Genomic DNA, 8,190 nt, shown 5'->3' on the forward strand with positions numbered 1-8,190 from the left:
AGACGAATCGGACGAACATCACCCTGCGCGGATGACGTTTCCCGCGGTGTCGACGAGCACAGTGACGTCCAGCGGGAGCCGGATCCGGCACCGCCCGGGGCGGCACGGCCGCCGCGATTGCGAGAGCGCCTCTGCAGGAGCGCCCCCAGGGAGGACCACCATGCCACCACGGAAGAAGGTGCCCGCGGGCCGCGCCGCGCCGCGACGTGCGGACACGAACCCGGCGACCCCCACCGACGCCCGCGTCGGCCCGGCGCAACTGCAGGCCGAGTTCGTCGCCATGGTCGAGAACTTCGACGATTCCAGGCAGGAGTGGCGCCGGCTGTTCTCCGAGTTCATCGGGACGTTCATGCTGGTCCTGGTAGCGGCCGGCGGCGGGATGATGAGCCAGGCGTTCCCGGACACCATCAGCCGATCGGCGGCGGTCGTGGCACCCGGTCTCATGGTGCTGGGCATCATCCTGTTCATGGGCAAGGTCTCCGGCGCCCACCTGAATCCCGCTGTCAGCCTGGCGTTCGCGCTCCGCGGTGACTTCCCATGGGTCCGCGTTCCCGGTTACATCATCGTGCAGCTCGCCGGCGCCGTGCTGGCGTCGTGGTTCGCGCAGTCGGTGATCAACGTGTCGGCCTCGTACGGCTCCAACTACCCGGCCGCCAACTACTCCAACATGGCCGCCTTCTGGATGGAGACCGCGCTGACCTTCGGGCTCGTCAGCGTCATCCTCGGTACCGCATCCGGCGCGCAGAACGTCGGGATCATCGGCGCGATAGGGGTCGGTGCCTACATCGCCCTGGCCGGCCTGTGGGGCAGCCCGATCTCGGGGACCTCGATGAACCCGGCCCGCACGTTCGGGCCCGACATGGTCAGCCTCGACTTCAGTGCCTACTGGGTCTACGTGGCCGGGCCGCTGGCGGGCGCCGTGATCGCGGTGGGCATGGCCTTCGTGCTCCGCGGTCAGGGTGGCGGGCGGTCCGGGTCCGCGGCCGCCCAGGGCGTCCTGTTCACCGAGGTGAATCGCCCCGGCCAGTGACCCTGTAGGGCTTGTAAGGTCTGCGGAGAGAGGAGGCCGCGGCGTCGCGGCTTCCACCCGTGGCGGGAGGTCGGGCCCCGTGCAAGCCGGTTCCAGCTGGTCGCTGGCGCGCCGAATACTGGCGCTGCAGGCCGTCGTGCTGGTCATCGTGCTGGGTGCCGCACTCGCCGCCCTGCTCGTCGACACCGATGCCGAAACCGAGCGGACCACCGGTGACCGGGTGGTCGCGGTCGCCTCCGCGGTGGCTGCCGCGCCGGACGTCCGCGCCGCGCTCATAGCGACGTACCCGGCGGGGCAGGAAGTCTCGGGCCCGACCGCGGCGCTGCAGCGCTACGCCGAGGACGTCAGGTCCAGCACCGGAGCCGACTTCGTGGTCGTGATGAACCCGGACGGCATCCGCTTCACCCACCCCGACCCGACCCAGATCGGCCAGGAGTACCGCGGCAGCCGGGACGCAGCGCTGGCCGGCAGCACCGCAGTGGAGACCTACACAGGCACCCTCGGACCGTCCGTGCGGGCGATCGCGCCGGTCCTGGGCCCGGACGGCCGGGTGGTCGGCATGGTCGCCGTCGGCGTGCTCGTCGACCACGTGGACGAGGCAACCAATCGCCGGCTGTGGGTACTGGGATTCATCGCCGCCGGGGCGCTGGCGATCGGCGTCATCGGGTCGCTGCTGATCGCCTCCTGGGTACGGAAGCAGACCCTCGGCAAAGGCCCGCAGGAACTGGCGCGGCTGTTCACCTACTACGACGCCGTGCTCGCCTCGGTCCACGAGGGCATGGTGTTGCTGGACCGCGACGGGCGGATCGTCAGCGTCAACGCGGCGGGCCGGCGGCTGCTCGGGCTGACCGACGACGCGATCGGCGGCACCGCGGCGCAGGCCGGGCTGCCCTCGCAGGTCGCTGAACTGATCGACGACCTGGGTGATCTCACCGACGAACTGGCTCTGTCCGACGACCGTGTGCTGCTGATCAGCCGGCGGCAGGTGCAGGTGCAGGGGGCCGTCGTCGGCGCGGTGGTGACCCTGCGCGACCACACCGAACTGGAGTCGCTGACCGGCGAGCTGGACCGGGTCGAGGGGTTCTCCGACGCGCTCCGGGCGCAGGCGCACGAATCGGCGAACCGGCTGCACACCGTCATCTCACTGATCGAGTTGGGCGAGACGGACCACGCCCTGACCTTCGCGGTGGCCGAACTGGAGTCCGCGCAGGGCCTTGCGGACCGGGTGATGGCGGGGGTGGAGAACCCGGCCGTCGCGGCGTTGTTGCTGGCGAAGTCGGCACAGGGTGCGGAGCGCGGCATCGAGGTGGCGATCCGGCCCGGATCTTTCCTCCCGCCAGGGGTGGCCCCGGACGCCGAACTGGTGACGATCATCGGGAACCTCGTCGACAACGCCTTCGACGTGCTGGCGGGGACACCGGACAGCCCGTCCGGTCCGCGTCGGGTCGAGGTGTCCTCCGAGGTGGTGTCGTCCGAGGTGGTGTCCGCCGGGGAAATGTCGGCGAACGGGACCGTCGGCGGGACCGACTCCGAGGGTGCGGCGGCCACCGACCCGGCCGACGACGCATCGGTCGACGCGGCCGACGAGGTGCTGATCACCGTCGCCGACAACGGCCCGGGCCTGACGGCCGAGCAGGCCGCGTCCGTGTTCGTCCGGGGCTGGTCGACCAAGGTCGCCCGCGGGCCGGCCGGTGACCGCGGCCTCGGCCTTGCGCTGGTCGCCCAGGCGGTGCACCGCTGCGGCGGCCGGGTCGATGTGGAACCCGGACCCGGCGCCAGGTTCAAGGTCTGGCTGCCGCTCCGCCGGCCCGCCGAGACCAGCAGGGATGACGACCGATCCGCCGTCGGCTCCGGGCACGGAGTGCGATGATCCGGGTGCTGGTGGTGGAGGACGAGCCGATCGCGGCCCGCGCCCACAAGGCGTACGTCGAGCGGGTGTGCGGCTTCTCCGTCGCCGCGGTCGCCCACTCCCGGATGGAGGCCGAGCGCGCTCTCGGCCGGGGCGGCGTCGACCTCGTGCTGCTCGACCTGCACCTTCCCGACGGCAGCGGGCTCGAGCTGTTCCGGCGGATCAGGGCTGCGGGATCGACCGTGGACGTGATGGTGGTGTCGTCAGCGCGGGACGCCGACGTGGTCCGATCGGCAGTGGCCCAGGGCGCAGTGCAGTACGTCATCAAGCCGTTCGCGTTCGGCACGCTGCGCGATCGGTTGCTCGCCTACCAGGAGTTCCGCAACCAGGTCGGCGACACCGACGTCGACCAGGCCGCGGTCGACCGGGCGCTGGGCATGCTGCACTCGCCGGCCGGCGGCGCACTACCCAAGGGGATGACGAAGGAGACCCTGGCGATCGTGGTCGGCGCGCTGCGCGAGTTCGGCGAGGCGTCGTCGACGCAGATCGCCGAGTTCCTCGGGGTCTCCCGGATCACCGCCCGCCGCTACCTCGAGCACCTGGCCGACACCAACGTCGCCGAGCGGAGCCTGCGGTACGGGCAGGTCGGCCGGCCGGAGACCCGCTACGGGCTGCGCAAACCGGACTGACGCATTTGTTCTAGCCGTCCCCGCCCCGGACGAGGCAGTCTGCTGGCCGTCCACCAGACCCCGAGAAAGGCCCACCCGATGCCTGTCGCCACCCTCAAGATGGTCACCCTCGACAGTTCCGACGCCCGTCGCGACGCACAGTTCTGGTCCGGCGTCCTCGGCTGGGAGGTCGCGCACGAGCAGGACGAGTACGCGATGCTGACCGGCCCCGGCGGTGTCTCCCTCGGGCTGGGGACGCTGCCCGACCACGAGGCGCCGGGTTGGCCGAACGCGCACGGCAGCAAGCAGTTCCACTTCGACCTCGCGGTCGACGACCTCGACGCCGGGGTGGCCGCGTGCGTCGAACTCGGCGCGACGTTCCCTGACGATCAGCCGGGTGAGACCTGGCGGGTGCTGCTGGACCCGAGCGGTCACCCGTTCTGCCTGACGCAGGCCGCCAACTGGGGGTAGCGCCCGCCCTCGGCAGTTTGCCCTGGGGTAGGAAGTCGACGGGCTCAGGAAGTCGACCGGCTCAGGAAATCGCCTGGCTCAGGCGGGCCGGCCGCCGTCGGTGGCCGGCCCGGTCTGCGCGCCGGCATCGCTCCGTGCGTCGTCATCCCTGTCGACATCGGCCTCGGTGTCGAGCAGTTCCGCGGGACGGCCCCGGCGCTGCCGCCAGACCTGCCGGACGGTCAGGCACAGCATCAGCCAGGCGAGCCCGGTCACCCAGCCGCCGATGACGTCCGTCGCCCAGTGCACGCCCAGATACAGCCTGGACAGGCCGATCGCCAGCACGAACAGGCAGGCCACCGTGATGACGCCCGCCCGCGCCCAGTGATTGCCGATGGCGGGAACGAAGACCACCAGCAGCACACCGATGATCGCGGCGGACGCGAGGGCGTGCCCGGACGGGAACGACTCGTTGGACTCGACGACCAGCCGCAGGTTCGTCGGCGGCCGGTCCCGGCCGACGGTGGCTTTGCCGAACCGGACCAGTGCGCCGGCTCCGGCAGCGACGACCGCGACCAGCGCCGCTTCGGACCGCCGGCCGCGCCACCACAGGTACCCGACGGCCGTCAGGGCGATGATCGCCATCGAGACGGTGCTGCCCACGTTCGTGACGGCGATGGCGACGGTCGTCAGGGCAGGGGTGCGCCGGTCGATCATCCACTGCCACACCGGCGGGTCGATCGAGGCGAGGCCGTTGGCCTCCGTCGCACCGTCGGCCAGTCCGAGGACGATGCCGGCGAGCACGGCCAACAGGGCGCCGCTGGTCAGCAGGAGTTCGCCGGTACGCGGGGTCGAGCGGCGCCAGCGGACTGTCGCGACGGCGCCGAGTGCGAGCAGGACGACCGCTGCGATGGCGTACGGCAGCCAGACGTAGCCGTACTCGAAGAGCACATCCCCGTCGGCCAGTTGGGTCGTCGCACCTGGTGGCGCGCTGATGAGCGCGGAAGACACGGTGAACTCCCTCGGCCGGCGGACCCCGTCGGGTGGTGCCCGGTCAGCACACCACGGTACCGACAGCGCAGCCGCGAACCCCAGCGACGGAGCGGCACATCGGGGCCGGCGTCAGCCGGACTCAGTCGAAGAAGCTCTCCAGGAACGTCTTCTTACGCTTCTTTACTTTGCGAAGCTTTCGGTCCTCGGTGTACAGCCGCTCCGCACGTTTGCGGTCGTCCGCGGGGGAGGGGCGGCGCGGCGCGTCGTAATCCTTGATGGGTGGCGGAGGCGGGGTGCCGACCGGTTCCAGGCCCAGGTACCGGGCCTCGGCGGCCTGCAGGTGCTCGAGTTCGCCGACATCCAGGAAGATCCCCCGGCACTGCTTGCACTGGTCGACGGTGACGCCGCTGCGCTCGTAACTGCGCATCTTGCTCTGGCACTTCGGGCACGTCAGGCTCATGGTGCGACAACGGTAGCGCGCCCGGGGGCCGGTCGGTGTTTCACCCGGGATTCGCGCGAGTTGGAGCATGCGCCGGACGGGCGTAGAGTGGAACGTCGGCGCGCGAGTCGTGTCGGCTTGGTGCTGCACGCATCCTGCCGGCATCGGATGAGTGGCATCTGAGCGCGTCGGCCTCCCGCCACAAGATAGACACGGACGTTGGTACGGCGGTGCGCCGGAACAGGGTCCGCGCGGGGGGAGTGATCGACTCAGGACCGGTCGCCGGTCGGACATCACTGTTCACGCAACAGCGATGCCGGGCGCGGTGACCAGCACGGCCAACGGATCGGATAGCGGAGGACATGGGCAAGAAAGACGGGGCCATCGAGGTCGAAGGTCGCGTGGTCGAGCCGTTGCCCAACGCGATGTTTCGCGTGGAGCTGGAAAACGGGCACCGCGTGCTCGCGCACATCAGCGGCAAGATGCGGCAGCACTACATCCGCATCCTGCCCGAGGACAGGGTCGTCGTGGAGCTCTCGCCCTACGACCTGACCCGCGGTCGGATCGTCTACCGCTACAAGTAGACGCTCGCTCCGCGAGTAGGAACGGACCGCCTGACGGCGGGCCTGTTCAGCAGGACAGCAGTGAAATCCGCCCCCCACTCAGGGGCGGGACCGGGTTCGAGACCCGGGACGATCGGCCTCGATTCGCAGGACCGATAGGGAGTGCATCGCCAGATGCACGTGGTCCGCGCCGTGATCGGCGCGGTACTAGAGAAAGCAGGACAGCATGAAGGTCAAGCCCAGCGTCAAGAAGATCTGTGACAACTGCAAGGTGATTCGTCGCCACGGCCGGGTCATGGTCATCTGCAACAGCAACGCGCGGCACAAGCAGCGCCAGGGCTGATCGCCCCGGCGCCGTTGCAGTACAGCTGCAGCACCAGCAGTAAAGAACATCGCAGTACAACCATCGCGTCGCCACCCGCCACCTGCAGCCTCCGGTCGCAGCGAGCGGTACGCCCTCGGACCACGGGCCGGGGCCCCGGGACACTGACATCCAGTGCAAGGGGACGGGACGCGACCGACACCTGTGGGAACGGCAAAGGAGTACCACGCCAGATGGCGAGACTCGTTGGCGTCGACCTTCCCCGCGACAAGCGGATGGAGATCGCGCTCACCTACATCTACGGGATCGGTCGTACCCGATCCCTCGAACTGCTGAAGGCCACCGGCATCAGCCCCGATCTGCGTTCCAAGGACCTGACCGACGAGGACGTGCTCTCGCTGCGCGACGCGATCGACCAGGCCGACCTGAAGGTGGAAGGTGACCTGCGCCGCGAGGTGCAGGCCGACATCCGCCGGAAGATGGAGATCGGTTCCTACCAGGGACTGCGGCACCGCCGCCACCTCCCGGTCCGCGGTCAGCGCACCAAGACCAACGCGCGCACCCGCAAGGGACCGAAGAAGACGATCGCCGGCAAGAAGAAGGCCAGGTAAACGATGCCCCCCAAAGCCCGTACGGGTTCAGCAGCCGTCAAGAAGGTCCGCCGCAAGGAGAAGAAGAACGTCTCCCACGGCCACGCTCACATCAAGAGCACCTTCAACAACACCATCGTTTCGATCACCGACCCCACCGGTGCGGTGATCTCCTGGGCGTCCGCCGGCCATGTCGGTTTCAAGGGCTCCAGGAAGTCGACCCCGTTCGCCGCTCAGATGGCGGCCGAGAACGCCGCACGCCAGGCCATCGAGCACGGCATGCGCAAGGTCGACGTGTTCGTCAAGGGACCGGGTTCGGGTCGTGAAACCGCGATCCGTTCACTGCAGGCCGCCGGCCTCGAGGTCGGCGCAATCTCCGATGTCACCCCGCAGGCCCACAACGGAACTCGGCCGCCCAAGCGGCGCCGGGTCTGAGCGGGGAGGAAGCTAAGAAATGGCTCGCTATACCGGTCCCATGACCAAGAAGTCCCGTCGCCTGAAGACCGACCTCGTCGGTGGCGACCAGGCCTTCGAGCGCCGTCCCTTCCCGCCCGGCCAGCACGGCCGCGCGCGGACGAAGGAGAAGGAATACCTGACCCAGCTGCAGGAGAAGCAGAAGGCCCGCTTCACCTACGGCGTGATGGAGAAGCAGTTCCGCCGTTACTACGCGGAGGCCGCGTCCCGTCCCGGCAAGACCGGCGAGACGCTGCTGCAGATCCTGGAGTCCAGGCTCGACAACGTCGTCTACCGCGCGGGCCTGGCCCGTACCCGGCGGGCGGCACGCCAGCTCGTCACCCACGGACATTTCCTGGTGAACGGCACGCGGGTGGACGTCCCGTCCTACCGCGTCGAGCAGTACGACATCATCACCGTCCGCAAGCAGTCCACCGAGTCGTTCCCGTTCGAGCTCGCGCGGGCGACGTTCGGTGACCGGCCGACCCCGGCCTGGCTGAAGGTGGTCCCGGAATCCCTGACCATCCTGATCCACTCCCTGCCGGTGCGTGCGCAGATCGATTCGCAGGTCACCGAGCAGCTGATCGTGGAGTTCTACTCCAAGTAGCGCTCCCTCCGGGAGTAGGTAGGGACCGGCTTCGCCGGGCTCGAAAAACTCCGTAGGTGCGTTTGGCTTCGCCCGACCGACTTCGTCGGTCGGACTGGCTCCGCCAGTGTCACTGGCCGAGCTCGAACGCTCCCGGTGGCGCGGATCAACATCTCGCCGACGTTGATCCGCCCCGATCGGGAGGTCCGGCCGTTGGACCGGCCGGGGTAGTACCCAACAGTGACGT

11 protein-coding genes are annotated in these 8,190 nt (G+C 69.5%); 9 read left to right on the plus strand and 2 right to left on the minus strand.

Annotated elements, in window-relative coordinates; all coding sequences use genetic code 11:
* Positions 1-160: 160 nt before the first annotated feature.
* The 4 genes from ACVBEQ_RS21835 (at position 161) to ACVBEQ_RS21850 (ending at position 4,018) form a co-directional block, all read left to right on the plus strand.
* Positions 161-1,030 (plus strand): MIP/aquaporin family protein, encoded by an 870-nt coding sequence (locus tag ACVBEQ_RS21835; protein ID WP_447155508.1) that lies wholly within the window; start codon positions 161-163, stop codon positions 1,028-1,030.
* Positions 1,031-1,109: 79 nt separating this feature from the next.
* Positions 1,110-2,900, plus strand: coding sequence for a sensor histidine kinase (locus ACVBEQ_RS21840; RefSeq protein ID WP_447155509.1), 1,791 nt, complete (start codon positions 1,110-1,112; stop codon positions 2,898-2,900).
* Positions 2,897-3,568: a response regulator gene (locus ACVBEQ_RS21845; RefSeq protein ID WP_447155510.1), complete on the plus strand. Its 672-nt coding sequence runs from the start codon at positions 2,897-2,899 to the stop codon at positions 3,566-3,568. The genes ACVBEQ_RS21840 and ACVBEQ_RS21845 overlap by 4 nt, the downstream gene beginning before the upstream one ends.
* Positions 3,569-3,646: 78 nt before the next feature.
* Positions 3,647-4,018, plus strand: coding sequence for a VOC family protein (locus ACVBEQ_RS21850; RefSeq protein WP_447155511.1), 372 nt, complete (start codon positions 3,647-3,649; stop codon positions 4,016-4,018).
* A 78-nt stretch (positions 4,019-4,096) separates the two neighbouring features.
* On the opposite strand, the gene ACVBEQ_RS21855 is transcribed toward ACVBEQ_RS21850, so the two are convergent.
* Positions 4,097-5,008, minus strand: a complete 912-nt coding sequence (locus ACVBEQ_RS21855; protein WP_447155512.1) for a phosphatase PAP2 family protein — start codon at positions 5,006-5,008, stop codon at positions 4,097-4,099.
* Between the two features lie 121 nt (positions 5,009-5,129).
* The gene (locus tag ACVBEQ_RS21860) at positions 5,130-5,450 is read right to left on the minus strand and encodes a TFIIB-type zinc ribbon-containing protein (RefSeq protein WP_447155513.1); all 321 of its coding nucleotides are present in this window, start codon (positions 5,448-5,450) and stop codon (positions 5,130-5,132) included.
* 341 nt (positions 5,451-5,791) lie between these two features.
* On the opposite strand from ACVBEQ_RS21860, the gene infA reads away from it, so the two are divergent.
* The 5 genes from infA (at position 5,792) to rpsD (ending at position 7,964) form a co-directional block, all read left to right on the plus strand.
* Positions 5,792-6,013: a translation initiation factor IF-1 gene (gene infA, locus ACVBEQ_RS21865; protein ID WP_015746488.1), complete on the plus strand. Its 222-nt coding sequence runs from the start codon at positions 5,792-5,794 to the stop codon at positions 6,011-6,013.
* 205 nt (positions 6,014-6,218) lie between these two features.
* Entirely contained in the window at positions 6,219-6,335 is a 117-nt protein-coding gene (gene rpmJ, locus ACVBEQ_RS21870; protein WP_447155514.1) for a 50S ribosomal protein L36, read from the plus strand.
* 212 nt (positions 6,336-6,547) lie between these two features.
* On the plus strand, positions 6,548-6,925 hold the full coding sequence (gene rpsM, locus ACVBEQ_RS21875) for a 30S ribosomal protein S13 (RefSeq protein ID WP_447155515.1): 378 nt from the start codon (positions 6,548-6,550) through the stop codon (positions 6,923-6,925).
* Between the two features lie 3 nt (positions 6,926-6,928).
* Positions 6,929-7,339, plus strand: a complete 411-nt coding sequence (rpsK, locus tag ACVBEQ_RS21880; protein ID WP_447155516.1) for a 30S ribosomal protein S11 — start codon at positions 6,929-6,931, stop codon at positions 7,337-7,339.
* A 19-nt stretch (positions 7,340-7,358) separates the two neighbouring features.
* Positions 7,359-7,964, plus strand: a complete 606-nt coding sequence (rpsD, locus tag ACVBEQ_RS21885) for a 30S ribosomal protein S4 (protein WP_447155517.1) — start codon at positions 7,359-7,361, stop codon at positions 7,962-7,964.
* Positions 7,965-8,190 lie beyond the last annotated feature (226 nt).

Source organism: Nakamurella sp. GG22, assembly GCF_052976845.2.

Coding starts and splice junctions, on each gene's coding strand:
- ACVBEQ_RS21835 (WP_447155508.1), top strand. CDS start 161: ATGCCACCACGGAAGAAGGTGCCCGCGGGCCGCGCCGCGCCGCGACGT.
- ACVBEQ_RS21845 (WP_447155510.1), top strand. CDS start 2,897: ATGATCCGGGTGCTGGTGGTGGAGGACGAGCCGATCGCGGCCCGCGCC.
- ACVBEQ_RS21850 (WP_447155511.1), top strand. CDS start 3,647: ATGCCTGTCGCCACCCTCAAGATGGTCACCCTCGACAGTTCCGACGCC.
- ACVBEQ_RS21860 (WP_447155513.1), bottom strand. CDS start 5,450: ATGAGCCTGACGTGCCCGAAGTGCCAGAGCAAGATGCGCAGTTACGAG.
- infA (WP_015746488.1), top strand. CDS start 5,792: ATGGGCAAGAAAGACGGGGCCATCGAGGTCGAAGGTCGCGTGGTCGAG.
- rpmJ (WP_447155514.1), top strand. CDS start 6,219: ATGAAGGTCAAGCCCAGCGTCAAGAAGATCTGTGACAACTGCAAGGTG.
- rpsM (WP_447155515.1), top strand. CDS start 6,548: ATGGCGAGACTCGTTGGCGTCGACCTTCCCCGCGACAAGCGGATGGAG.
- rpsK (WP_447155516.1), top strand. CDS start 6,929: ATGCCCCCCAAAGCCCGTACGGGTTCAGCAGCCGTCAAGAAGGTCCGC.
- rpsD (WP_447155517.1), top strand. CDS start 7,359: ATGGCTCGCTATACCGGTCCCATGACCAAGAAGTCCCGTCGCCTGAAG.